This window comes from Methanosarcina siciliae T4/M, from assembly GCF_000970085.1.
In the GTDB taxonomy this organism is placed as follows: domain Archaea; phylum Halobacteriota; class Methanosarcinia; order Methanosarcinales; family Methanosarcinaceae; genus Methanosarcina; species Methanosarcina siciliae.
Genome location: NZ_CP009506.1, coordinates 3,518,677 through 3,542,205, shown reverse-complemented (window position 1 = coordinate 3,542,205; position 23,529 = coordinate 3,518,677). Strand labels below are relative to the sequence as shown.

Sequence of the window (23,529 nt, the reverse complement as noted above, 5' to 3'; positions counted from 1 at the left end):
TTCCTTAAAGCCCGATGATTTTCGGGATTTTGAAACAAGCCTAATTTTCGAAGGTTGAGTTCTCAAGGTTGAACTCTCAAAAGCAGAATTACATGAAAGGAAGACAAAAGGCCCTCAAGCGGGTTTAAAGTATGGCACAGGGTTACTGGCGCAGGGTATTTAGTTTCAGAAATTGGAGATTTGCCTCTATCGCCTTTCCCGGTACATTATTTTTTCAATTCAAAAATACATTCTGTTCCGGAACAAAATCCTTCACTTTCAAGTTCTAGCGTTGAATGTTCTATTTGATGTTTCTCTAATTTACTTTTGATAGACTGTCTCATTTTATCCGGTCTTGTCAGGTATTTGTCTTCCACAACGATATGAGCTGTTAAAATATCCGTTTCTCCTTCCAGAGACCATATATGGATATCATGAGCTGATTTCACCCCTTCGACCGATAATATGGATCCTTTAACCTCATCGATGTCGATATACTCCGGGACCCCTTCCAGAAGAAGGTTAAATGTTTCCTTTGCATTTTTAAAAACCCCCCATAATACAAAAATAGTGAACCCTATCGTCATTATAGGATCAATGATAGGTTGGTTCCAGAAGCCTATGATTACCGACCCGATGAGCAGGACTATCCATCCCAGAATATCTTCCAGAAGATGCCATGATAATATTTTCTCGTTCTGGCTAATCCCTTTCTTCAATCTGAAATATCCCAGCCCGTTTATAGTGACCCCGATGATCGCAATTAAAAACATTCCTTCGGCATTTACGGGTTCCGGATTGAACAGACGCGGAATTGCCTGGGACAGTATAAATAAAGATCCGACTATAAGTACAATGGTAGCAAACGCTGCAGATAAGAGGGATAACCTCCTATACCCGAAAGTCATTTTACTAGTTGCAGGTTTTTTTGCCTTTTTTTCTGCAAACCACGCAACAATTAATGCCGAACTGTCAGCAAAATCATGCATCGCATCAGCCAGCAGTGCCAGGCTATTAGTTAAGAGTCCTCCAATCACTTCTATAATTGTGAAGAGTATGTTCAGGGATGCGGCAAATCCCACATTTTTTTCCCTATCCCCCATAAACAGTTTATTCTTTTATGTTGCTGTTAAACCTTCTGTTCGCATGGAACTGAAAACAAAACGCCAGAACATGAGGTTTTTCTGAGAATCTTAAATTTATAACGGGAAAACAATTATTACACACAATACACACAAAGCGGAACAAACGAAACAAATAAAAAAACGAAATTTCTGCCTTCTTTATCCGTTTAGTTCTCGTTCCCGCTCACAATCATCCTCAACAATTTTTAATTTATCCTTTGAATCTTCCATTTCTTCTATTCCGCGGGAAAGACCGCTCTCCTGCGTCGAGCGGGATAAACTCGGGTAGCGAAGTGAAATTCGAGAAGGACAAAAGAATTATAAAAATAGTCAACCCAGAAAGAAAAACTTGATGCGAGGGATGGGATTCGAACCCACGAATTCCTACGAAACTAGGCCCTCAACCTAGCGCCTTTGACCTGGCTGGGCAACCCTCGCATTTCGATTAAGCAATTGAATGAGCTTTATTACTTTTTATAAAATTTTTCTGGAAAAACATACCGGATTTAAATTTGACACAATTAAGAAATCTGGTGCGAGGGATGGGATTCGAACCCACGAATTCCTACGAAACTAGGCCCTCAACCTAGCGCCTTTGACCTGGCTGGGCAACCCTCGCATCTCGTTTTCCTGTGAAATTCCGGCGCGCCTTGCGCCTTGCACTTCCTCACAATATCAGGGATAATATATAAACGTTTCGAGTCGGGAAGGACGCTGTTAATAATTATTCAAAGATTCCGCAGTAAACTGAATAACTCCTCAGGTATCCGGGAGCAGGAAATCTCCTGTGAGAAGGGGTTCAGGCCGGAATATGGTCGGAAAATAGGGTTGAACCCGGATGAACCGGGATTCAGAGCTGGTCCAGAATTGCCAGCAGCTCTCCGGCTTTGTCCTTTACCACATTTGCGGCGTTGAGGGCAAGGTCTTTAGCAGTATATGAACCATCAGACTCCATGGTAAAAACAAAAGAGTTTTCGTAGAAGTCCACTTTGATCGCGTTAATGTCACATACCTGCTCACAGAGCCTGCAGATGGAACACTTCATGACGTCTTCCTCGGCAATCTTAGCTCCGGCCTCTCCAACACTGATAATCCCCTGCGGACATTCTGCTGCACAGTGTCCGCAGGCATCGCAGTTTTCAATGGTAATTACAGGCATGTTTTTGTAGCCGCATGCAACACCGGCCTGCCACTTAACACTGTCTTTACCGTAGCCCATGTGGGCGACAGCCTCGAGTACAAGCTTCTGCCCTTTTTTTAGCTCAACAATCGGAACATTCGGATCTGCCGGCTGGATCTTGGGGTCAGAAGAGATAAGGTCCCGAGAATAAACGGTTACGGGACCTTCTGCACTGAGGGTCAGGGAGACCTCGCAGGCAGGGCAGCCTTCGCCTCCGCAGACATCGCACTCAGCCTGAGGCACATACGTCTCTATATCCGTTACAAGCGGGATTAAGGAAAGACGGAGAGCCAGCTGTTCATCATAGAGTACGGAGGTGTTGTCGTAAAGGTTTACATATTCGATTGCAAGAGTGGGTACATCGGCGACCATAGCACGCCGGATGCCGTTGGCAAAAGCCGTGCTTACCTTTGACAGCACAAACTTTGCAGATCTGTCCGATAACTCCAGAATGTCTACTTCCATCGTCATATGCCTTAATTCCCCTTAATTTTGAATACCTTAAAAAAAGAGAATTTTGAAGAATTCTCTGAATAATTCGTTTTATACACGCCTTCCGCCTTTCGGACGAGTGCCGTCATGCGGGACAGGAGTGACATCCTCGATCCTGCCAATGCGAATTCCTGCTCTTGCAAAAGCCCTGATTGCAGCCTGTGCACCGGGTCCGGGGCTTCTCTGCTTGTTTCCTCCGGGAGCTCTTACACGAATGTGGATACCATTAATACCCTTGTCCCTGAGCTGGTCAGCAAGCTGGCCCGCCATCTGCATGGCAGTGTACGGAGAGCTTTCATCCCTTGCAGCCTTTACAACCATACCACCGGAGGACTTTGCAATGGTTTCAGCCCCGGTTATATCGGTTACCGTGATTATTGTGTTATTAAATGAGGACTTGATGTGAGCTACAGCCCATTTCATATCTGCCATGTTTATCTCCTCCCTCCTCTCTTCTTCCTTCCGCCGCCTCTCTCAGGAGGTTTTTCTCTTGCCTGCTTTGCCTCGGCAGCAGCCTTAAGGGTTGTTCCGCTGTCTGCAAGGAAGGATGCAACCTGAACAGGTCTTTCAGGGTGGGATTCATTTTTAAGAGGGGAGTTCCCATAGTACCCGATGTGCATCTCGTCCTCTTTTGAGACCAGCATTCCCGGAATTGTAGCCTTTCTTCCGTTGATTGCAATGTGGCCGTGAGTAATAAACTGGCGTGACTGGATAACTGTCCTGGCAAGCCCGAGGCGGAGAACCTGGGTCTGAAGCCTCCTTTCAAGAATATTTTCAGTCTTTAAAGAGAGAATATCATCAATGTCGGCATCGGATTTTATAATGCCGTAGCGAATTAGCTTGGAAAGAATTTCTTCTGACTGGGTCCTGTAGTGGCCTTCAAGTTCCCCTTCCTGCACATTAGCGACGTGCGCAAGAAGTTTCCTGGCTTCGGATCTGTACATCCTGAGCATACTGGCTGCTTTCCAAACTTCCTTTTTGTTCCTGAGGCCGTATGCCTTTACGAGCTGAACTTCAGCAGCCATCCTGGCTTCCTGCCAGGGATGTTTGGGAGTCTCATAAGTTTTACTTTTCTTACCTGGATATGCCATTTCAAATCACCTTAACCGAGAAATTACTTCTTCCTGCTCACACCGACAGTTGATCCGCGGCGGCCTGTGGATTTTGTCCTCTGTCCTCTGACCTTGAGGCCTCTTTCGTGCCTGAGTCCTCTGTAGGCACGGACCTTCTTCAGGTTGTTAATGTCTTCCCTGAAAGTCAGTAAGATATCCGTTCCGAGCAGGTGCTTGTCCTGGCCGGTGATAAGGTCTTTCTGCCTGTTAAGCATCCAGGTAGGGACAATATCTTCAAATTTTCCGATTGCAGTGTCGAGTTTGGCGACCTCCTCTTCCGGAAGGTATCCAAGTATAGCAGATGGGTCAACCCCTGCGCCCTTTGCAATAAGCTTTGCTGTGCGTCTCCCAACTCCGGGAAGACCTGTAAGAGCATACTGTACGGGCTTTGCCCCCTGCAGGTCGGTATTCATAATCCGAACAAGATGCCTTAGTTCTTCGTTGTTGTTTTCTTCTACCATATACTTCCTCCATTGGAGTGCATACAGCATCCTGTAGCCCCTGTCGAATACCCTCAAAGAATATGCGGAAAACTCAGGAGCAGCTCTCAAAAGGAGCTTCTTTACAGCACATACTGATGAGTTCCTTTACATGCAGCTGCCAGTATATAAGGATATCTGCGTCCATTTTTCCTCTGAAAGCGAATGTCCGGAAGAACTGAAAGTTGACGGTGAGCGAGTTACTGAATAATGAAAAGACGTGAAGAAAAGATGCAGAATTAAAATTAAGCTAAAATTGTCACGACCCTTCTGCGTATGCATGCCCGCGAAGTATATGATTTAGTTTCTTGAATATGGTTTTTCTGGAGATTAAAGTAACCTGTGTCCGGGTCAGGCATAAACTTATTTAACCTGGCCATTGCAGTACGCATCTTTTTAAACCCGCATTTCATGTAAAATCCTTCCCTCCCGGGAACAGAATACAATATTAGGAACAGAATACAATATTATATTCTATCCAGGCAATTTATCGCACAACCTGTCAAGCATCCTTTCTCGATATCTTTTCCCTGAAAAAGAATAAGAAGGCGGTTCAACATCTGCTCTTTTTAATTCAACATAAGGCCGCGATTACCGCAGCTTAAATGTCTTAGGTGCAAGCCTGTATGCAAGAAGCAAGGCGACGGCGATATATACGATGCAAAATACGGAAATCAACGTGCCGAAAATTAGAGTCGGAACTTCTTTGCCGATGGCAAAATAACAAACGAAATAAGTAAATGAATTGACAATGGCAAAGGTGCCACTTTTCATTTCAAGGTTGATATTGTAAGGCTGCAAAAGATAATAGAGCACCATGTTGTGAACCGAAAAAAATACTGACATTGCTATAATGGAAACAAACAGCAGTACATAATTGAGTGCATTATCCGTTCCACCTGTAAACCATAACAGAAACGGTAACCCGAGTGCAATTGCCGAAGCTGGCATCAAGTTAATCAATAGAATGGATTTCAGCCGTTCCGTAAAGAGGAGCAGAATTGCACGCGGTTGTCTGTAAAACCTGTAGGCAAGCATACTGTGGTCACAGTTCATGAACATGGCCTGGGTGATAACCTTTCCGCGATTAACAAAATACATGACGAACAGAAAATAAGGCAAAAAGGTCAGCATCATCCCGTTTATTATCAGCTTTGCCTCCTGAAGAAGAAGACAGGCCATGATGGAAAACGCAAGCGCTGCAAGGGAAATCAAGGTGATTTGTTTGGCCGATTTGGTCAGCAGACTGCTGTGCCGCTTAACAAAAAGGTCGTTGAAATACCGATAGCCGCTTTTGCTGCTTGTTGCCTTAAGGTCTATTTTCTTTTGTAAAGATTTTTGAGCAGCACGTGTAGCCATGTCTTTTCTGTTCATAGCAAAACTATCCGCTGTGAGAAGTTCCTTGCAAATCCTTCGGTATTCGGGGAATTTGAGCACATAAAAAAAGGAAAACACAGCCATAACAGCGGAAATGACAAACAAAGCGAGAAAAACAGCTCCGTTCATGGCATAGCCGAGAAACGGAGGGAGATATGCCGCAGCAGACGATACAGCAATGCCAACCAGAGAAACCGGATTGAGCTGATTTTCATTTTTTGCATGGCCGGTCCTGACATAACTATGAAGAGAAAGGGCAGTAAAAATCAGTTTTACGGAAACAACAAAAAGCGGCATCATAAGGCAGATAGCAAGATCTACCCCGGAAAGCAGTCCTAAAAGCAGCGTGGCAGGCAAAAATCCGACAACAGTTTTCAAAAGGAAATAGAAGTAATTCGAAAGCGTATACTCCCGCGCGCTCATTCGCATGAGAAAAATGGCATAATACTTATCTCTGGTGGGGCGAAATATCTGCGTGTTAAGGAAACCACCCGCTATAGTCAGAAAGAAAAACATGTGCATGAAGCTGTTTGCAGAACTGGTTTTCATTGAGTCTTTTAGAAGGAAGACCAGAATAAACATATAAAACAGCTTGCCCAAAAACATTGAGACAAGCTCCCACAGGATGCTGACAAAATTGGCAAATCTTTTCAGCCCCGGGCTTCCATAGAGCGAGACCGGTAACAGCCCGTTGATGACAGGGATGGATTTGAGCGAATAGATGATGCCATTGGCTCTATATGTGTTTTTCAGCCTGAAGGACGTAAGGAAAGTTTCAATCACTTTCATCCCTTCTGAGGGCCTGAATAATCCTATCCTTAAAGGCCTCGTTACTGAGGCCATCCCTTTCCATTTTTTCCAGAACTCCCCCGCTCAGGATCACGATCTCGTCGCATAAATCCAGCGCAAGCTCCATGATGTGAGTGGAAAAAATAATAATGTGGTCTTTTTTGATTTGGCGCAGCAGCGTCTTCATTTCGTCGGCGACCACAACGTCAAATGAGGTCAGCGGTTCGTCTAGAAGCAGAATTCCGGGATTTGCGATGAAGCTTACAAGCATTTGCATCTTGTTCTTCATGCCATGGGAATAATCTTTCAAAAGCCTGTCGCGATCCTCGCGTCCGATCTTTACAAAATCGAAATATTCATCAATGGGCTTAATGTCCTGAATATTTTTCACGTTGATGTCAAGAAAGAACTTTAAAAATTCCCTACCTGTTAAAAACTCCGGAACGACCGGCGTCGACAGAACATATCCGATATCGTCAGGACAAACTTCTCTCTTCACTCCGTTTTCTTCAAGGAGAATTGAGCCGCCGTCAATCCTCAAATCTTCATTGATACAGTTAAACAGCGTAGTTTTGCCTGAGCCGTTTCTTCCGAGGAGGCCGTAAATTTCCCCCCTTTCAAAGGCAAAGTTCGCACCCCGCAAAACCTCTTTTTTGTCAAAGCTTTTTACGATATCGTTCAGGATCAGTTTCATTTTCAATATTCCCTCTCTGTTTGTTTCCGTTTATTTCTTTCGTTCCCGCCTGAAATCAATCGATCATTTTTCAATGGGGTTCTCACCTTGATATTGTCAGATTAACTTTTTTTTCAATCATAATTCTGTATTACCCCATCTCTTCCATGCTTTTAAAAGATTTTTATTCACAGTCTTATTTTACAAATTATAATGTTTTAAATTGAGAGCCTTTTATTACAAACTTACACCCAGTTCCAGCAAAATATAGACTTACCAATCTCACGAACAAGAATTTATTCAACTTAAATCAAAACCTTAGTATTTATGATCCTTTTAACCTGCTTTTTACAGGAAAAGTATTCAAAACTTCAGGTACAGTGGAACTCTTCATTTTGGTCCTTTTTCAGAGAGCTTCCAATATTGGTTTTTCAAGATAAAACTGAGTATTAGAAGCTATATTCGCAACAAAACCGAAGATATCTGCAGATTCAAACTTAATTTAGAAAAGACTTGAAAACATGACGCCGAGGGGGAGATTTGAACTCCCGAGGGGCTAAGCCCCACAAGCTTTCCAGGCTTGCGCCCTACCGCTAGACTACCTCGGCACAGAGCTTATGGCACGACTTATACCATAACGGAATAGTCATATATAAATCTTATTCTGGGAGTGAATAAAGAAGAAAGAAATTAAGGGAGCAGGAAAAGGAATTATAAAAGTTAGAGCCGGACACTCTCCTCTTTTTTAGTCCAGCCCCTCGGGTAAGTTCCAGCCTCCATTAGTACGCGAACAGGAGAAGCTGCAAGCCCTGAAGACGCTTTGAGGATCTCTTCCGTAGTCATTTTAGCCTTTGCAAGCGCAACAAGTTCTCCTTTTAAGGTGAAGAGCGCTGCAAGCTCTCCTTTATCCAGACCGGAGTCCAGGCTCGCAACGCCAGGAACTGCCAGGGAAGCGCCTGAACAGACCGCATCCACTGCACTGTCCCGAAGGATAATTTTTGGGAGGTGGGATACGGCAGATTCCATTGGCCGGATAACCCTTCTCAGTTCGGATTCATCCCCATCTTCCTCCCAGAAAACATAGGCATCTTTCAGTTCATGGAGGGTGACAAGGGTTTTTTCCGTAAAAGGTCCTGCTTTGGTCCTGCGTAGGGCCTGCATGTGCCCACCACAGCCCAGAGCAAGCCCGATATCGTGGCAGAGTTTCCTTATATAGGTCCCTGCCTCACATCCAACTCGGAAGAGTACGGACGTACCCTCGATTTCAAGCACCTCGATATAATAGATTGTCCTTACCCTTATGACCCTTTTAACAGCAGACTTGATCGGAGGCATCTGGTAAATAGGCCCTGTAAATTCCTCGCAGACCTTGCGGACCAGCTTCGGAGGCATGGCCCTGTGAAGCTTCAGGTGACAGACATACTCTTTTCCGGATAGGCGCAGGGCAGGTACGGCTTTTGTGGCTTTCCCGAGCAGGGTAGGCAAAAGCCCCGTAACCTTCGGGTCAAGAGAGCCTGCATGCCCTGCAGTATTAACGCCAAGGATGGCTTTTACCCAGGCTGCAACCTCGTGGCTTGTTGGCCCGCTGGGCTTGTCAATATTCACCACCCCTTTTTCGATATATTCAAGGATGGGGCGCTTTTCCGGAGTACAGCCGTAGGCCGGATTTGTCCAGGCGCCGGACTTCCGGACGAGGGTTCTTTCAATTTCTGCTGGCAGTTTGCCGGCGGATGACATGGTGTTTCAAAACTCCTGGGTTATGGTTATGGGTTCGGTAACATATATCGAGCAGACTTACAGCAGACAAACAGATATTCAGTTCAGATACTCAGCAGGATATCCAGTTAGATATTCAGCATGAATATCCGGTTGATCTATTCCGCAGGATATTCGGTTGAATTTTCAGTATAGATACCCATAATATCGGGGTTCGCAGATAAAACTCTGCGCCTGCTTAAAAACGTCCGAGAAAATTTCCCGAGAAAATTTCCCGAAAAATATCCCGGAAATAATCAGGTCGGGAAAAATCACTCCGGCCCGACAAGAGCGTCAATAGCAACCCTGAGGATATCAAGAGTCTGGTACTGGTTCCATTTTTCAGAATCGATAACTATATCGTAGATTGACAGGTCTGTGATGTCAATCCCGTAATAGTTCTTATAGCGAAGGGCTTCGGACTTTTCCCTCTCAACCGTTTTTGCCAGTTCTTCATCAAAGGAAATGGTTTTCTCACGCCTCTGAATACGTTTAACCCTTGTCAGCAGAGGGGCTTTTATCCAGATTTTGAGCACATTTGGCACTCCCTCAGCCATATGACCTGCAAGCCGGCTTTCGAGAATGAGATTGTCCTGGGTGTGGATGATGGATTTCTGGTTTTTATCTATATCGAGGTCTATGGAAGGGTCTTTTTCAGCCATAGCTCCGAAATCTCCCAGGTTCATCCCTCTCTCCTTTGCCATCCTCCTGAAGATCTCTCCGGAAGAAACCAGCTCTAGCTCATAGTACTCGGACAGGAGCCTTGAGAGGGTTGTTGTCCCGCTTCCGGGAAGCCCGCTCACGGTGATCTGCATCAGACCCCACCGATATTAAGGCCCTTCCTGATAAGCTGGCTGACCCCGAGAGAGGAGATGAAGTACCAGTAGATCCAGTGCTGGAAGGGACCAAAAACCGGAGTCGTAAGCAGCTGTTCGCCCCAGAAAGGAAATACCATGGTGGCATTCCCGTGCCCGCTTATGAAATAGTAAGCCCACATGAAGAGAGGCAGGGAGATAATACTGATGTAAGCCATTGGCTTGAACTGCTGCTTTGACATCTTCATCTGGTCTTCCATCATCTCCTTGCGCTGGTCTTCAAGCTTTTTCAGCATATAGGTGTTCTGGGAAAGCTGTGCCTCCCTAAACTCCTTCTGAAAGACCTTCATGCGTTCCTGGGTATTTCGCATGAGTTCCCAGTCGATAGTGTATTTCTGTATAAGGGATGCATAGAGGGCAGTGATAATCGCCATTACTAAAAGGATTAGATGGAAATTTTCCTGTCCGACCAGAGAAAGTACGGGATCCATTATCACCCCTACTGCTTCTCCCATCGACTGCCTGAATTCCTGTCCAAGGATCATTATCCCGAACATGAGAGAAAAACCAAAGGCCAGCAGGAACCGGTCAATTTGCTTTTTTAATGTCTCCGAAACCAAGTTGTTCTCACCATAAAGGTTCAATGAATGTTAATTCTGAAATTTTAATTATGATTTTACGATTCCTTCAAATTAAGAACGAATCCAAGAAAATGAAACCTGATAAAACATAGCGCACAAATAAACAAGCTCTAAGGAGAGCCCTATTTAAATTGTTTACGCAGGGTTTTCAGGTTAATAAGTTTCGATGTATATATAAGTTATACTATTTACTCAAAATTTGGTAGTGGGGTTTTCAATCTGGAAACACAAAGAAATGTTAAGGAGAAAAGCCATTTTCAATGCTCGATAACTTCAAGTCCCGGACCTTCAAAAATGCGGATCCTGCGCAATTATCTGCCTCTCCTGACATAAAAGTTATTGCTGCAACGGATTCATTATAAATTTTTCACCTTTTAGCTTCTCTAAGCAGATAAAGTGGAAGATGTTTAAATTTCCCTCAGGACTCGAAAACCAAGATCGTTGCGGTGGAGATCGGAGTAGCCTTTGCAAGCATACCCACAGTTTTGAATTCTATAAACATTAAGGCCACCTCCATCTTGAAAGCAGCCTCCTCGAATCCTACGGAAAACACTACTTTCATCCCCCCCGTCTTTATCCCGTTCCAGAATATTCTCATTAATCCATTCCATAACACTCCCATGCGTGTCACTTTCATTAACCCATTCCATGACATTTCCATGCATGTCATAAAGACCCCAGGGATTTGGCTCCTTTTGCCCTACAGGATGAGTTTTACAATCGGAATTTGGCACATACCACGCATAATCCCCAAATTTTGCTTCATCGTCTCCAAAAGAGTATCTGGTTGTTGTCCCGGCCTTGCAGGCATACTCCCATTCAGCTTCAGATGGCAGACGATATTTATCGGTACCTTCTATTTCATTGAGTTTTTCGATAAACTCCTGAACCTCATCCCAGGATACCCGTTCGACTGGAAGATCATCCCCTTCAAAATATGAAGGATTGCTGCCCATCACTTCACGCCACTGTCCCTGGGTAACTTCAAATTTACCCAGATAGAACGGTTTTTTAATCTCAACTTTCTTTGCCAAATCTTCATCGATATATTCTTCAGTTATAATTTCACCTGAAGGCGTCCTGACGTATCCCGTATTATAGATAGGCCCCATCATGAATTCCCCTGAGGAAATCTTCACGAACTCCATACCTATCGAATTTGTGTAGTTAGGTTCCGGCCCGATTGAACTTGCGTTGTCAGAGTCATCTGCTGATTTTCCCAATTCGGTACAACCCGGCACCCCAGAAAAGAGAAGCATAACTATCACAGTAATGAATACTGTTTTATTCGCTCTTTCAACCATCATAACACCATTAAAATCCGAATTTCAGTCCAGGTTAGCGGGCTCAGTACTCAGTCCTGGCGGCTTCGGAAGCCTCGGTCGGGGAGGTAGCTTTGCCGGATTACGAATCGGTTTCACACTCATATTCAATTTGAGAGTCCGACTTTCATATATCTCAGCTTACAATCTGATTCAGTTTTAGACTAGGGATAAAAGTTAGTTTCACCTGCATATATAATGAAATTTTCGTTTTAAATTCGGAATTGATTTTTATACAGACTCAACACAGTATCAGGATGTTTTTTGTGAAACATCCCTGCGATACCACCTTAATAAACTAAACATGGATGAACTGATCAAATCGAATGAAAAGATTCTCCTTCAAGAACTAATAAAAGTTGCGCTGGCGCACCCCGCAGCAAGCCAGAGGGGTATTCGACTGAAGTAAAAAGTTATAACTTATTCTATTGGTGAAGTTGCTAAGACGTTGAATCTCACAATATATACCTTGCGATACTACGACAAAGAGGGACTGATGCCGTTTGTAGAGCGTACCCCAGCATTCAGATTTGATCAATGACTCGCCCCCAGTACCGGAAATTCAAACCTGTTATGAATGCAAGTAGAATGCTAAAACGGATGAACCGAAAATTTTACGTTTCTTCTTTGGTAAACTCGTGACAGATCCGGATTGGCAAACCAAACTGGCAGCAAAGTTTAGAAAGGATTTTGGCGACAGCCTGTGAATGGGTATGAGGTAATATAAAGTATAAAAGATGTAAATGTATTGACAAATATTAACAATAATATATAATAGAGTTAACAGGATAACCCCCATTTTTTCATATTTTGTTTGTGACTTGTTTCAAGGGGGATTTTCAGCAAATATATTGTCATTTTATTCAAGTTATGAGGAATTAAAGGATGGATGAATATTTAGTTTCGCGCAAAGATTTAGAAAAGCGCCTGCGTTTAACCCGGCATGAAATGGAAGTTGCTCAAAAGCTGGAGAGTAAACTTGCGGTTGCGAGACGGCAACTTAAAACAGCTCAAACGGATAGCAAAAAACTGACAAAAGAACTGACGAAAGAAAAAAATGATGTAGAAAATCTGGAGAAGCTCAGTATTACTCGGATTATAGCTGAAATTAAAGGAACTAAAGACAAGAAAATAAAAAAAGAGCGCCAGGAGTATTGGGCAGCACAATTAAAATGTGAAGCTTCTGAAAAAGTTATTAAAGAACTGGAAAAGGAAATAAATTCGCTATTGGGGCAAAGAAAGAAATCGTTCTATGATATAGAAAGTGAATACGGACAGTTGCTGCAAGAGAAAGAAGAAGTGTTAAAAGGACAGCCGGGGAAAACCTCACAGAAACTGCTATATATTGCTGAAGAAAAGGGCAGGCTGGCAGCCGAAGAAAAAGAATTAATGGAGGCTGAACATGCTGCGCAAAATGCTATCACCTCTTTGAATCAACTGATGGAAACCCTTAAGAGCGCCGATAATTGGGGGAAAGTGGACATACTTGGCGGCGGTTTAATAACAACTGCTATCAAACACTCCAGGATAGGGGATGCAAGGGAGCAGATTGCTGCTGTACAGAAAAATCTAAACAGCCTGCAGAGAGAACTTGGGGATATAAAAAAAATTGATCCTGATGAAGTTGAGATAAATATTGGAGGATTAGCTACATTTGCCGACTATGCCTTTGATGGATTAGTAGTAGACTTGATTGTTCAATCAAGGATAAATGAGGCCCAAAATAGATCCCAAAACCTTCATGGCCAAGTAGAAAGTATTTATTGTACCGTATATGAATGGCGTAAGAATGTAAAAAGAGAAATGGAAGAATTAGATAAGGATAAACAGTCATTAATTGAGAGGAGTACTATTGATGAATATCAACCGGAAAGGTAAAGAAGGGAATTTGTAAAAGGGCCGTGAGAACCCTGGTTTTGTTGTCTTTGGAGTAAAGTGGTCTCAAAGAAAGGTTAGTACGGTTTATAGAAGAAGATTTGCTATTGAATCATCATACGGGATGAGGAACGGATGAGACGAAAGTTATGCATTAGGACAGTAGTTGAGTGTCTGAGATAACTGAAAAGGGAGTAGGTAGTGGGAGGAATTTTAGCAAACTACTGAAATTAGAACATCGATTTTCAGAGCTAATTTGAGACCCTTTATAACACATATATTTAAGAAGTTTCTAATTTTTCTAGCATAAAGTGAAAAGTTAGGGATATACATAATGTAATGTAAATTGAGGTCAGAAAACTGATCAAACCCATATTAAAGACCAATTTTTCAACTGCTATAATTAGAGATATCATCTTATTAATTGGGAGAACATCGGAACCAAAAAGATAGGAATTTGTTACAAAGTTCCAATACACCATAGAAGTCAGGATAAATATTGCAAATGTTGAATAAAATAAAGATAGTTTTAAACTCATGATGAGTTTTTTTCTGACAAGGTTGTTTTCTCTCTTGTTCTCATTTAAGGAATATATTTTTCTTTTTATAGATTTAAGAAACCTGGTTTGACTACATAGGGAACTCAATTTTGAATTATATTGTTTGAATATCCAATAAACAAACACTATCAGCATGGTTAAATAAAGTCCCAAAACCAATCCTTTCAGGGGAGATCGAAACCATGCCAAAAAGGTAAGTGGTATACTAAGTAGAGTAACAATCCATACCAATAGACAGATCCATATAGTCCTTAGACTACTTCTTTTCGGAAACCAGTAAAAATAGAACATCGAAGTGACGTAACAAAACAAAAAAAAGATTCTATTAAAAACCATAGTTATGAGGATAGGCGATTGTGGAAAAAACGAATTGAATACCCATATTACAAAAAAGTACAAAAGTAAAACTTCAAAAACTGTTAGAATCCATGCCCAGATATGAGGATACAATCTGGAAATTTTAGAAAATTTAGAAGAATGTAAACTCTTAAAAACTTTCAGAAATCCTTTTATCTGCTCAAGTAGCTTAGCAGGCCTGAGATTTCCAAAATAATTAATATTATTAAAAATTTTCATATGGGTGCCCCGAGTTATGCAAAGGGAAAAAAACGAATCCAGTGAGGATTATAAGAATTGTCAGATGGAATATTAACATATGAGGTAAAAAATTCCGTTTAACAAAATCTTCTTCTTGATAATCTGTTACTAACTAATGTATTACTTCACAGATAATAGGCACATATTTAGATAGTAAATATTAAATTTAATTAATTTTAATATGATATTATATGTTATTTTTTTATAATATTACGTTATTTATAAGAAATAATTAACTATTAGTGTTACTTAATATATATTAATATTTGTGTATTTTTTCAAAGAATTTATGAAATGCATATTCCTATTCGATGACAACAATGACAAGGATAAACGATTATACCAATTGTCCTGATTTAAATTTAGAGCCGGAATGTGCACGAGTTAACTATTGGTTAGGCACTGTTGCCGGTTGGTCTCAGGATTTCTATGAAACTGAGACTGATGTAGAGGAAACGGACTTTGGATCAAGTAATAGTGGATATACTGGTTTGGATAGCGCTGATTTTCATTACCATACGGGACACGGGACTGACGAAATAGGGTATACATCTGAAATCTGCCTATACAACTGGGTTTCATACAGTAGTACGGGAGATGTACAAGCTTCAGAAGTTGAAAAAAAATGGGATCAAGATAATGAATGGGTTCTAATAGCCAGTTGTAAAGTTTTAAAAGACCATAGTGAGTGGGCAAAAGCTCTGAAGTACTCGCACGGGATATTAGGTTTCAGTACCGAAGTACCGGTTTCTACAGCTCTAGTCGACAGTTTTTTTGATGAAACTATAAACGAAAATGATGAAATCTGTGATGCATGGTTGTTTGCTACAGTGGAAACATTTGATACAAGTGTGACAGCTGTAATAGTAGCAGACACTGACGACCAGTTTGCTTATGACCACTTAAATGGTCAGGGCACCGTGGAACCGGATGAAAGTCCAGATGATTCTTTGTATGCATATAATTCCTGGGAGTGTTAATTTGAATAAAATAGTTCCATTAACGTTTCTGATGCTTGTTTTAGGAGTCTGTGTTATATCTTTTGTAACAGAACCTGATGAAAGTAACGAATACTTACTTGATACAGGAAAAATTAAGAGTTCTGGATTGAATAATGAAATTACAATCAATGCTTCAGTTCCTGATGTAGGAAAGACTCTTCCGTATTATAAAGTAATCAAGGAAGAGAAGATCCGCGAAAACGTGGATAAGGTCATTGCACCCAGAAAATTACTTCCTTCCGAAGAGGAAGCTGTCGAAATCGCAAATAAGTTTCTTGAAGAACGCAACAGCCTGCCAGAAGGTGTTTACATGAGTAATGTGGAGACGTTTACTATCAAAACATCGAATGAAGATAGCGGTTCTGTTGAAAAAGAAACCCCGGCATTCTTGAGGGTCTCATATAATAGGATACTTGATGGGTATCCAGTTGTCGGACCCGGGGACTCAATGGAAGTGTGCATAGGGGAAAAAGAGGAGATTGTTTATTTCTTTAAAACTTGGAGAGAAGTTCAAAACGTTGGAGAAGTATCAATTCTTGATGTAAACTCTGCAATCGAAAAACTTAATCAAGGAGATTCGGTTCAACCCGTAAAAAGCGGCCATAAGCCTGTGGAAATCAACGAAATAGAGATTGGCTACTATTCGGATACACCGGGAGAGAAGCAGGATTTCTATAAGCCGGTCTGGATTTTCAGAGGAACGGATGAGGAAGGAGATGACATAACAAGGTATGTGAATGCAAGCTCCTAATAAGAATCGTTGGCCTTTATCTTGTTAAACCCGGAAAAGCTCAGATGAGAACTTGTTTCCAGAAATAACAAATATTGAGGAGGTATATTGCCAAATAAAGGTTTATTGCACTCATTTTAAGGATTGCAGAGAGCATGATGGCTTAACAAAAGAAAACGAAAATGGTCTTTTGGGTAAGATGCTCCCTCACAAGAATGTGGAATAACTCAGAAAAAATGGACTTTAACAGAGTTGTTGAATTATAAGCCTTTTAAAATATCAACTGCTTAATGGGGGAGCACCAAAAAATCAGCACTTCACAAAATAGGCATTTCATGGTAAAATCAAAACTTCACAAAATATAAACTTCATAACAGAAGAAGATAAATTGGTAGGGTCAGCATTCTCCACCGATCTAAAATTAAAGTTGGACCACGGAAAACACGGGTAAAGGCAATGAGAACCAGACCTTCCGTGCTTTCAGTGTTTACTCGGGCTCACAGTTCTTCGAGTTCTATTTCTTCCTGAAGGCTTGCATTTGAGAGCAGGCTCTCGAGTTCGGCCATATCAGTGTCAATTTCCTGGATTTCAGCCGGCGTAAGTCCCGGATCATCTGCGTTCTCTGCCTCGGCAACATTTTGAGTAACTCCTCCATCTTCCACATCAGAGGAATCATTTCCGACGCAACCGGACCCTGCAATCCATATAATTAAAACTGAAAGTACGAGCAGGTGAGCGAATTTAACCATTTTCTGCCTCCTTAATTCCCAATCAATCCTCAGAGAAGTTCTAGGTCCCGTTCCCTGAGTTACTGTTTGTCACTCCTTTTTGTCTTGTTTACAGGAGTTCCATTCATACGGATTAATTATTATCAGTATTGTTTATACTTATAGTATTATTAAGTTCGGTTTCATTGCTATTTTCGACTCCAGTTCCATTAACTTCTTCAAGATTATACCCCTTAAGGTCGTCGAAAATTACTCTGAGTATCTGATTTGCCTTGTTGACATTATTAAGAGATTCGCGCATATAGTTGTTTGCCACTCCAAGTTTTTCCAGGGTAGCGTTTTCATCTTCATAAATAACATCTGCAGCTTCTTTTTTCTCCCGGGCAGCTTTCAGATATAATTTATAACTGGTAAGCCTTGTCTCAAGTTCACCTGTATTAACCTCGGTTGTATTCAGGCTTTCAATAGTAGTCTCAAGTTTTCTAGAAAGATCATCGGATTTGTCAAGGAATCCCCCTATCCTCTCACTAACGGTCTGTCCTGCACCGGTCAGGCTGGCTTTCCGCGAATTATTCCATACTCCACGAACGGACTGGACCGTAACTACAAATTCTTGCTGGTTGGAAGCATTTGCAACTCCTGCCTGTTCAGCCTTAAGCAACCTGATGTTCTCATCTATGGCAACGATTCTTTCTTCTGTTCCATTGCCATTTGAGTACTGAATATTTGTTTTAACGTTTTCCAGGTAGAGAATCATATAATTAATACTCGCGTGAAGGTAGAGTCTCGTGGCATTTAACGCCTCTTCGGAATCGGAATCAAGCTTTCCTTTTTGGATTTGATTTCTCACCTCAAGAAAATCCTCTTTTGCCCCCCGATATTCCTCCTTCTGTAGCTGAAGCTCTTCCTGTATCCGGTCTCTTTCAAGCTTATATGCAGAAATCGTGTCTTGAGTCTCTGTTTTGACTTTGTCCTTGTCCTGGACCTTTTCAGAATAGGAGCTGTCAGTACCGTTGGCAGCCTCTATGCTGTCTTTTTCACTATTTTCTGAACCCGTAATACTCTCACTGTCATACTGGACTCCATTTCCATGCTCTGATGAGTTTTTGGCAGCAAGTGATCCTCCAGGCAGTATACAGAACAATATTAATATAAATGTAACATAAGCCAGATATCGAACAATTCTTGATTTTTTCATCTGACTGCCTCCTTTCGCAAGTTAAGATACTGTGTTAATAGGATAAGCACATATAAGTATACTTTTTGGAATAAGACTGATTAATGGCAAGATATAAACTTCCAAGCTTGATAGGGGCTTTATATTCTTGATAAAACTTTAATTTGCCTTCGGCATTTCTGAACGCATGGCAAGGAAAAGTAAAAGATTTATGCTAAAAAACCATTTAAAGCTTCGTGAATTTTAGAAAGCTCTGCAAGATTGCCTGTGTATTATTATTCCTAATGTGTGTTCAGGGAAACGCACTTGCGGCGACGATTCACGGGACCGTATATGAGTGGTACAGCTTCAAACCTCTCGAAAATACAGTACTTGAAATCAATTCTACCCCGGAGCAGAACTTTGTTGCAACGAATGCCGAATACTCTTTTAACCTTACTCCGGGAACCTACCTGATAACTGCCAATTATTTTGAAGAGAATATTGTCGTTTATACGGCTGAAAAAGAAGTTATAGTTTCCGATGATGATGGGGAATACGTTCATGACCTTTTACTCTTCCCCACCTACCCGGAAGATCTACTTGACCAGGAGAACCTGGAAAATGTTGACCTGGATTTTGGGGAAGCAGAGCCCCAACCCCAGGCAAACTCACAGAATGCGGTTTTAGCTCTTGTATTACTCGCACTCTGTATCCTGCTGATCGCGGGTTATTTCTTAATCAGGAGAAAAAGTACCCCTCCAGAAAAGACCGCAGGTTTCCCGGAGAAAGCAGGAATATTACATGTTTCATCAGAATCGGAAACATCAGAACGAGATACATCAGGATCTGAAAAGTTCACAGTACCCGCTGAAACAGTAGGAGATTCAAACCCCGATAAAGTCGGTATTGAGGCCTCTGGGATAAACTCTGAGCCTTCTGAAGCTCATAACTTGGAAACACAGTCAGGGGACATATCTGAGACAGAACTTCCTGTGCAGCAAAATGTAAAGCTGCCGGAAGTCTCAAAAGTACCTGGTATTTCCCAGTCCGTCCACTCATTTGAAGAGGGCCTTGATTCACCGGGCTCCGAAAACTCTGAAAGCCCTGAGATAAACCTCCCGGACGACCTTAAAGGGATTATGGACCTGATCCGGGATAATGGAAATAGAATCACTCAGAGAGAACTCCGCAAAAAGTCTCCGTATTCGGAGTCAAAAGTTAGCCTTATGCTTTCGGATCTTGAAGAACGCGGATTGATTGAAAAGTTCAAAAGAGGTAGAGGGAATATTATCCGGATTCCGGATGGAGAGATTGTCAAGCAGGCGGGAATCCAGAGCAGGAAGGAATCAGGGGAAAACGGAACTTCACAATAACTTATAACAAAATAAGACGTTACTTTACATCTTTTGAAAAAACGTAAATCGCAAATACCGTAAATAGCAAACTATTTAACTGAATTCATCTACTAAGCAGCAGGAAAGATTAATAAAAATTAGAAATATTCGGTACATGAGATCTCTCGATCCCATTTTATAATAGCCGGTTTCATACGCTGATATAGAGTCATATGCCGGCATTATTATAAATATGCTGATTAACCTTCGCAGAAGCTGACCGAATAAAACTGCTGGATATTAATTTGGCATTTATTCAACCGATAAATTATTTGATATTTATTAAATTAATTGATATTTATTCAATTAATTGATATTTATTAAATTAATTGATATTTATAAAATCATATGGTAGTTATTAAATTGATACATCTCACTTGGACTTCAGATCTTACATATACTTCAAATCGGATTCAAATTGCATGAGGGACAGTATGCGAGTTTCCATGGACATTGAATTAAAAGATGTGCCCGGGCAGATGCTTTTAGCCCTCCAGCCTCTTTCGGAATTCAAAGCTAACCTGATAACTGTTTTACACCACCACCAGAAGCGGACCCCCAGAAAAACAGTACCTGTACAGCTTGTACTTGAGATAAATCCTGAGAGCATAGAAGCAATCAAAGCAAAGCTTGAGGAAAACGGGATAAGAGTTGTAAAGGTTGGAGAACACCGTTTCAGAGAGAGTATAAATGTAGTCCTTATAGGGCACGTAGTCCATACAGGAATCCAGGATACGATCGATGAGATTGACAAGACCGGGTTTGCGGAGGTTGTTGACCTCTCGCTGTCCATGCCGGGTATTGACCTGCTTTCCTCAGCCCTGATCAGAATCGACGCTGTGGGAAAAGAGGACCTGCAAAAGGCGCTTGACATCCTTAAAAAGGTCTCGACAAGAAAAGACCTGCTTATGGTACTTCCAATAGACATCCAGGCCTGAAAAAAATAAGGGGATTTGAAAACATGAAAACAGTGCACTGCTCTATTCTCGGATTTGGGGCAATTGGACAGGGTGTGGCCGAGGTACTCCTTATGAAAAAGGGGTATCTGAAAAGTATCGGGCTGGAAGTTCTCGTTATTGCAGTCGTGGATTCGAAAGGAGCTACTGTTAATCCTGCAGGAGTGGATCTGGCCGACTGCCTTGCCCGCAAGAGAACAAAGGGCACGGTTGCTATAGAAAAGCTCACAGGAGTCGAGATCATAAGGACAGTACCCCATGAGCTGGTAATAGAAACCACTCCTACAAATATTGTTACAGGAGGCGCAGGGCTTCAGAACATGCTTGCAGCCTTCGAGACAGGCAAGGATATTATTACCTCAAATAAAGGGCCGCTTACCCTGAAGTACAGGGAACTTATGGAAGTTGCAAAAGCAGCCGGGTCAAATTTCAGGTTCGAAGCTGCGGTCGGAGGCTCCATGCCCGTTATTAACCTGGCAAACGAAGTCCTTGCCGGAAACAGGCTCCGAAGTATCAAGGGAATTCTTAATGGGACATGTAACTATATCCTCACCAGAATGCTTGAAGAAAGGGCAAGTTATAAGGATATTCTTGCCGAGTCCATGGAACTCGGAATTGCCGAAACCGATCCTACATACGATGTCGAAGGTATTGATACCGCCTGCAAACTGGTAATTCTTGCCAATGCAATTTTCGGGCTTGATGTGACATATAAGGACGTTGAGGTTACCGGGATCACAAAAATCGCACCCGAAGCCCTGGAAATGGCTTACGAAAGCGGGCACGTGATCAAACTCATAGGAGAGGTCAGCCGGGAACGGATACATGTTGCTCCAAGGCTTGTGCCTATTAACCACCCTCTTGCTGTGGGAGGCACCCTGAATGTAGCTTCCATAGACACCGAGCTTGCCGGTGAGATAACGGTTACGGGAAGAGGTGCAGGCCCGATCGAAACCGCAAGTGCGATTCTCAGCGACCTTGTTGCAATTTACGGAAATCGGTAATCACTGGAAAATATCGGCGTTCAGAGACCAGAATCCGAAAAAATAAAACGAAAAAACTGCGTGGATCATGACAAGCTTCAGGGAATTTGCAGAAATCTGCCAGGCGATTGAAAAGATATCGAGCACTATAGAAACTACAAATAAGGTTGCCGACCTTCTCAAAAATGTCGACGTGGAAGAACTGCCTCTTGCAACTCATTTTATAATGAGTGAGGTTTTTCCTGCCTGGAGTGGAAAGCAACTCGGGATCGGCACAAGCCTGCTGTATAGTTCTCTCTCCAAAGCCTCCGGAATGTCTATAAGAAGTATAGAATCTCTTATCCGGACCACAGGAGACATAGGGGAAACCGCACTTCTTATTTTAAAGGAGAAAAGGAAAAATCAGGTGACATTTTCTTCTTTCCTCGAGGAGCAGCCGGAACTTTCGATAACTGAGGTTTACCAGCGGTTCAAAACAGCTTCGGAAGCCTCTGGGAAAGGTTCTCAGGAACTCAAAATAAAAAACCTTCAGTTCCTCTTTAATTCCTCAACTCCAAGGGAAGCAAAGTACATTTCCAGGCTTGCCCTTGAGGAACTTCGAATTGGGGTAGGAGAAGGCGTTGTCCGGGATGCGATTGCCAGAGCCTTTTCCGTCCCTGCGGATAAGGTAGAACATGCCTTCATGGTCACAAATGATCTGGGGATAGTTGCTGCAGCTGCCAAGAAAGACGGGATAGAAGCCCTTGAGAGTCTGGGGATCGAGATAAATCGCCCCATAAAAATGATGCTCTCTCAGATCAGCCCTGATATAGATGCCGATATAAGGGAAATGAAGGAAGCTGCAATTGAGTGGAAATTCGATGGGGCAAGGGTTCAGATCCATAAGAGCGGAAATTCGGTTACTCTTTTTTCCCGGAAGCTTGAAAACGTCACAAATTCCCTCCCTGACCTTGTCGGAATAGTCCGGAAACATGTAAAAGCCGAGTCCGCAATTCTTGACGGGGAAGCCGTAGCTGTGGATGAAAACGGAAAACCCAGGGCTTTTCAGGAGATCCTCAAGCGTTTTCGGCGCAAGTACGATGTAGAGGAAAAAGCGCTCGGAATTCCTATCCAGCTCAACCTCTTTGACATTATGTACCTGAACGGAAAAACCCTGATCGATCTCCCCCTTGTTGAACGGCGAAAAGCTCTTGAATCCTGTGTGGAGAGCTCGGTTGAAGACTCAAAGTCCATCTCCGTGGACGAGCAGGTGATAACCGGAGACCTTGAGCTTGTGGAAAAGATCTACAGGGAAGCCTTGAATGCCGGACATGAAGGTGTCATGGTCAAAAACCCGAACTCGACATATTCCCCAGGCAAACGTGGCAAAAACTGGCTGAAGAAAAAACCTCTTATGGAAACCCTTGACCTTGTGGTTGTGGGAGCAGAATGGGGCTACGGGCGCAGGGCAAACCTGATAGGTTCATATTCGGTTGCCTGCTATGACCCTGAGACCATGCGCTTCATGCAGGTTGGCAAGGTTGGCACAGGGCTTACCGATGAGCAGTTGAAGGAACTCACGGAAATGCTCTCCGGCCTGATGGAAGGCGGAGAAGCCGGAGGAGTCTTTGCAATAAGGCCGAAGGTTGTTCTGGAAATCGCTTTTGAGGAAATCCAGAAAAGCCCCAACTACGATTCGGGCTTTGCCCTGCGTTTTCCCCGTTTTATCCGTATCCGGGACGATAAAGCCCCCGAAGAAGCCGATACCATCCAGCGGATTGGGCGCGTCTACGGCCAGCAGCTGAAAAGACTTTAACTCTTACTTTTTT

The 23,529-nt window shown here is 42.5% G+C and carries 21 protein-coding genes, 3 tRNA genes and 1 pseudogene; 9 read left to right on the top strand and 16 right to left on the bottom strand.

Features of this window, described 5'->3' with window-relative positions; all coding sequences use genetic code 11:
* Positions 1 to 206 precede the first annotated feature (206 nt).
* From MSSIT_RS14770 to MSSIT_RS14705, 14 genes are all read right to left on the bottom strand, one after another.
* A complete protein-coding gene (locus MSSIT_RS14770; protein ID WP_048173351.1) occupies positions 207 to 1,082 on the bottom strand; it encodes a cation diffusion facilitator family transporter in 876 nt (291 codons plus the stop codon).
* 374 nt (positions 1,083 to 1,456) lie between these two features.
* Positions 1,457 to 1,541, bottom strand: a tRNA-Leu gene (locus tag MSSIT_RS14765).
* 93 nt (positions 1,542 to 1,634) lie between these two features.
* A tRNA-Leu gene (locus tag MSSIT_RS14760) sits at positions 1,635 to 1,722 on the bottom strand.
* Between the two features lie 231 nt (positions 1,723 to 1,953).
* Positions 1,954 to 2,754 carry a DNA-directed RNA polymerase subunit D gene (locus MSSIT_RS14755; protein ID WP_048173349.1) on the bottom strand — a complete coding sequence of 267 codons (801 nt, stop codon included), beginning with the start codon at positions 2,752 to 2,754 and terminating at the stop codon, positions 1,954 to 1,956.
* 72 nt (positions 2,755 to 2,826) lie between these two features.
* On the bottom strand, positions 2,827 to 3,207 hold the full coding sequence (locus tag MSSIT_RS14750) for a 30S ribosomal protein S11 (protein WP_011034088.1): 381 nt from the start codon (positions 3,205 to 3,207) through the stop codon (positions 2,827 to 2,829).
* 2 nt (positions 3,208 to 3,209) lie between these two features.
* Positions 3,210 to 3,866 (bottom strand): 30S ribosomal protein S4, encoded by a 657-nt coding sequence (locus MSSIT_RS14745; RefSeq protein ID WP_048173347.1) that lies wholly within the window; start codon positions 3,864 to 3,866, stop codon positions 3,210 to 3,212.
* A gap of 23 nt (positions 3,867 to 3,889) precedes the next feature.
* The gene (locus MSSIT_RS14740; RefSeq protein ID WP_082089026.1) at positions 3,890 to 4,378 is read right to left on the bottom strand and encodes a 30S ribosomal protein S13; all 489 of its coding nucleotides are present in this window, start codon (positions 4,376 to 4,378) and stop codon (positions 3,890 to 3,892) included.
* A 579-nt stretch (positions 4,379 to 4,957) separates the two neighbouring features.
* Positions 4,958 to 6,532 carry a hypothetical protein gene (locus tag MSSIT_RS14735; protein ID WP_231589854.1) on the bottom strand — a complete coding sequence of 525 codons (1,575 nt, stop codon included), beginning with the start codon at positions 6,530 to 6,532 and terminating at the stop codon, positions 4,958 to 4,960.
* Positions 6,519 to 7,226, bottom strand: coding sequence for an ATP-binding cassette domain-containing protein (locus tag MSSIT_RS14730; RefSeq protein WP_048173346.1), 708 nt, complete (start codon positions 7,224 to 7,226; stop codon positions 6,519 to 6,521). Before MSSIT_RS14730 ends, MSSIT_RS14735 begins: the two co-directional genes overlap by 14 nt.
* 504 nt (positions 7,227 to 7,730) lie before the next feature.
* Positions 7,731 to 7,813 (bottom strand) — tRNA-Ser (locus MSSIT_RS14725).
* Positions 7,814 to 7,925: 112 nt separating this feature from the next.
* A complete protein-coding gene (locus MSSIT_RS14720) occupies positions 7,926 to 8,942 on the bottom strand; it encodes an RNA-guided pseudouridylation complex pseudouridine synthase subunit Cbf5 (protein WP_048173344.1) in 1,017 nt (338 codons plus the stop codon).
* Positions 8,943 to 9,232: 290 nt separating this feature from the next.
* The gene (gene cmk / locus MSSIT_RS14715; RefSeq protein WP_048173342.1) at positions 9,233 to 9,775 is read right to left on the bottom strand and encodes a (d)CMP kinase; all 543 of its coding nucleotides are present in this window, start codon (positions 9,773 to 9,775) and stop codon (positions 9,233 to 9,235) included.
* Positions 9,775 to 10,395, bottom strand: coding sequence for a DUF106 domain-containing protein (locus MSSIT_RS14710; RefSeq protein WP_011021131.1), 621 nt, complete (start codon positions 10,393 to 10,395; stop codon positions 9,775 to 9,777). The genes cmk and MSSIT_RS14710 overlap by 1 nt, the downstream gene beginning before the upstream one ends.
* A 428-nt stretch (positions 10,396 to 10,823) precedes the next feature.
* Positions 10,824 to 11,723, bottom strand: coding sequence for a formylglycine-generating enzyme family protein (locus tag MSSIT_RS14705; protein ID WP_148705722.1), 900 nt, complete (start codon positions 11,721 to 11,723; stop codon positions 10,824 to 10,826).
* A 256-nt stretch (positions 11,724 to 11,979) separates the two neighbouring features.
* On the opposite strand from MSSIT_RS14705, the pseudogene MSSIT_RS25860 reads away from it, so the two are divergent.
* The 5 genes and pseudogenes from MSSIT_RS25860 to MSSIT_RS14685 all read left to right on the top strand — a co-directional run.
* Positions 11,980 to 12,096 (top strand): annotated as a pseudogene (locus MSSIT_RS25860) (ISH3 family transposase); the annotation flags it as partial.
* A gap of 57 nt (positions 12,097 to 12,153) precedes the next feature.
* Positions 12,154 to 12,279: a MerR family DNA-binding transcriptional regulator gene (locus MSSIT_RS25765; RefSeq protein WP_394296917.1), complete on the top strand. Its 126-nt coding sequence runs from the start codon at positions 12,154 to 12,156 to the stop codon at positions 12,277 to 12,279.
* A 344-nt stretch (positions 12,280 to 12,623) separates the two neighbouring features.
* Entirely contained in the window at positions 12,624 to 13,616 is a 993-nt protein-coding gene (locus MSSIT_RS14700) for a hypothetical protein (RefSeq protein WP_048173340.1), read from the top strand.
* A 1,465-nt stretch (positions 13,617 to 15,081) separates the two neighbouring features.
* Positions 15,082 to 15,750 (top strand): DUF6345 domain-containing protein, encoded by a 669-nt coding sequence (locus MSSIT_RS14690; protein ID WP_156158868.1) that lies wholly within the window; start codon positions 15,082 to 15,084, stop codon positions 15,748 to 15,750.
* Complete coding sequence (locus tag MSSIT_RS14685) at positions 15,701 to 16,522, top strand: two-component system regulatory protein YycI (protein ID WP_197080283.1); 822 nt, start codon at positions 15,701 to 15,703, stop codon at positions 16,520 to 16,522. Before MSSIT_RS14690 ends, MSSIT_RS14685 begins: the two co-directional genes overlap by 50 nt.
* 476 nt (positions 16,523 to 16,998) lie before the next feature.
* On the opposite strand, the gene MSSIT_RS14680 is transcribed toward MSSIT_RS14685, so the two are convergent.
* Positions 16,999 to 17,250, bottom strand: coding sequence for a hypothetical protein (locus tag MSSIT_RS14680; protein ID WP_048173333.1), 252 nt, complete (start codon positions 17,248 to 17,250; stop codon positions 16,999 to 17,001).
* 112 nt (positions 17,251 to 17,362) lie between these two features.
* On the bottom strand, positions 17,363 to 18,427 hold the full coding sequence (locus tag MSSIT_RS14675) for a hypothetical protein (protein ID WP_052721667.1): 1,065 nt from the start codon (positions 18,425 to 18,427) through the stop codon (positions 17,363 to 17,365).
* A 263-nt stretch (positions 18,428 to 18,690) separates the two neighbouring features.
* Here MSSIT_RS14675 and MSSIT_RS14670 point away from each other — a divergent pair, with 263 nt between their 5' ends.
* The 4 genes from MSSIT_RS14670 to MSSIT_RS14655 all read left to right on the top strand — a co-directional run bounded on the left by MSSIT_RS14670 (position 18,691) and on the right by MSSIT_RS14655 (position 23,516).
* Entirely contained in the window at positions 18,691 to 19,761 is a 1,071-nt protein-coding gene (locus tag MSSIT_RS14670; RefSeq protein WP_231589852.1) for a helix-turn-helix transcriptional regulator, read from the top strand.
* 455 nt (positions 19,762 to 20,216) lie between these two features.
* Positions 20,217 to 20,720, top strand: a complete 504-nt coding sequence (locus MSSIT_RS14665) for an amino acid-binding protein (protein ID WP_048174887.1) — start codon at positions 20,217 to 20,219, stop codon at positions 20,718 to 20,720.
* A gap of 23 nt (positions 20,721 to 20,743) precedes the next feature.
* Positions 20,744 to 21,742: a homoserine dehydrogenase gene (locus tag MSSIT_RS14660; protein ID WP_048173330.1), complete on the top strand. Its 999-nt coding sequence runs from the start codon at positions 20,744 to 20,746 to the stop codon at positions 21,740 to 21,742.
* A 67-nt stretch (positions 21,743 to 21,809) separates the two neighbouring features.
* On the top strand, positions 21,810 to 23,516 hold the full coding sequence (locus MSSIT_RS14655; protein WP_048173328.1) for an ATP-dependent DNA ligase: 1,707 nt from the start codon (positions 21,810 to 21,812) through the stop codon (positions 23,514 to 23,516).
* Positions 23,517 to 23,529: the final 13 nt, after the last annotated feature.

Excerpts from the sequence above, each read along its gene's own strand:
- MSSIT_RS14770 (WP_048173351.1), bottom strand. The coding sequence starts at position 1,082 with ATGGGGGATAGGGAAAAAAATGTGGGATTTGCCGCATCCCTGAACATA.
- MSSIT_RS14755 (WP_048173349.1), bottom strand. The coding sequence starts at position 2,754 with ATGACGATGGAAGTAGACATTCTGGAGTTATCGGACAGATCTGCAAAG.
- MSSIT_RS14750 (WP_011034088.1), bottom strand. The coding sequence starts at position 3,207 with ATGGCAGATATGAAATGGGCTGTAGCTCACATCAAGTCCTCATTTAAT.
- MSSIT_RS14745 (WP_048173347.1), bottom strand. The coding sequence starts at position 3,866 with ATGGCATATCCAGGTAAGAAAAGTAAAACTTATGAGACTCCCAAACAT.
- MSSIT_RS14740 (WP_082089026.1), bottom strand. The coding sequence starts at position 4,378 with ATGCTGTATGCACTCCAATGGAGGAAGTATATGGTAGAAGAAAACAAC.
- MSSIT_RS14735 (WP_231589854.1), bottom strand. The coding sequence starts at position 6,532 with ATGAAAGTGATTGAAACTTTCCTTACGTCCTTCAGGCTGAAAAACACA.
- MSSIT_RS14730 (WP_048173346.1), bottom strand. The coding sequence starts at position 7,226 with ATGAAACTGATCCTGAACGATATCGTAAAAAGCTTTGACAAAAAAGAG.
- MSSIT_RS14720 (WP_048173344.1), bottom strand. The coding sequence starts at position 8,942 with ATGTCATCCGCCGGCAAACTGCCAGCAGAAATTGAAAGAACCCTCGTC.
- cmk (WP_048173342.1), bottom strand. The coding sequence starts at position 9,775 with ATGCAGATCACCGTGAGCGGGCTTCCCGGAAGCGGGACAACAACCCTC.
- MSSIT_RS14705 (WP_148705722.1), bottom strand. The coding sequence starts at position 11,723 with ATGATGGTTGAAAGAGCGAATAAAACAGTATTCATTACTGTGATAGTT.
- MSSIT_RS14700 (WP_048173340.1), top strand. The coding sequence starts at position 12,624 with ATGGATGAATATTTAGTTTCGCGCAAAGATTTAGAAAAGCGCCTGCGT.
- MSSIT_RS14690 (WP_156158868.1), top strand. The coding sequence starts at position 15,082 with ATGACAACAATGACAAGGATAAACGATTATACCAATTGTCCTGATTTA.
- MSSIT_RS14685 (WP_197080283.1), top strand. The coding sequence starts at position 15,701 with ATGAAAGTCCAGATGATTCTTTGTATGCATATAATTCCTGGGAGTGTT.
- MSSIT_RS14680 (WP_048173333.1), bottom strand. The coding sequence starts at position 17,250 with ATGGTTAAATTCGCTCACCTGCTCGTACTTTCAGTTTTAATTATATGG.
- MSSIT_RS14675 (WP_052721667.1), bottom strand. The coding sequence starts at position 18,427 with ATGAAAAAATCAAGAATTGTTCGATATCTGGCTTATGTTACATTTATA.
- MSSIT_RS14670 (WP_231589852.1), top strand. The coding sequence starts at position 18,691 with ATGTGTGTTCAGGGAAACGCACTTGCGGCGACGATTCACGGGACCGTA.
- MSSIT_RS14665 (WP_048174887.1), top strand. The coding sequence starts at position 20,217 with ATGCGAGTTTCCATGGACATTGAATTAAAAGATGTGCCCGGGCAGATG.
- MSSIT_RS14660 (WP_048173330.1), top strand. The coding sequence starts at position 20,744 with ATGAAAACAGTGCACTGCTCTATTCTCGGATTTGGGGCAATTGGACAG.
- MSSIT_RS14655 (WP_048173328.1), top strand. The coding sequence starts at position 21,810 with ATGACAAGCTTCAGGGAATTTGCAGAAATCTGCCAGGCGATTGAAAAG.